This window comes from Fulvivirga aurantia (assembly GCF_009711475.1).
Classification (GTDB): domain Bacteria; phylum Bacteroidota; class Bacteroidia; order Cytophagales; family Cyclobacteriaceae; genus Fulvivirga; species Fulvivirga aurantia.
The window spans coordinates 1-293 of record NZ_SMMD01000044.1; the positions used below are offsets into that span (position 1 = coordinate 1).

Below are 293 nucleotides of genomic sequence, written 5' to 3' on the forward strand. Positions count from 1 at the left end.
GCTAATTTTAAAATGTACATTCCGTTAGGTAAAGCGCTGATGTCTAATCGGTAGTTTCTATTTATTTCTTTTTTAGCCATTGTTTGACCAGCAGAATTGATCACCGTCAGGTGTGAAAATGTATCTTGGCTCACGATGTCTATATAATCAGAAGCTGGATTAGGAAAGATTATACTCTGATTTTCTGCCTCTACGAGTCCAGTTACTTTTTCAACAGTGACTGTTGCTAGGTATATATCACTATCGTTTAATCCATCATTTATCACGAGGCCTACTTCGATCGGACCAATGAC

General features: G+C 37.5%; 1 protein-coding gene. It reads right to left on the reverse strand.

From position 1 onward, the window contains the following. On the reverse strand, window positions 1-293 hold a 293-nt coding region (locus E1176_RS00055; protein ID WP_155208566.1), incomplete at both ends, for a T9SS type A sorting domain-containing protein.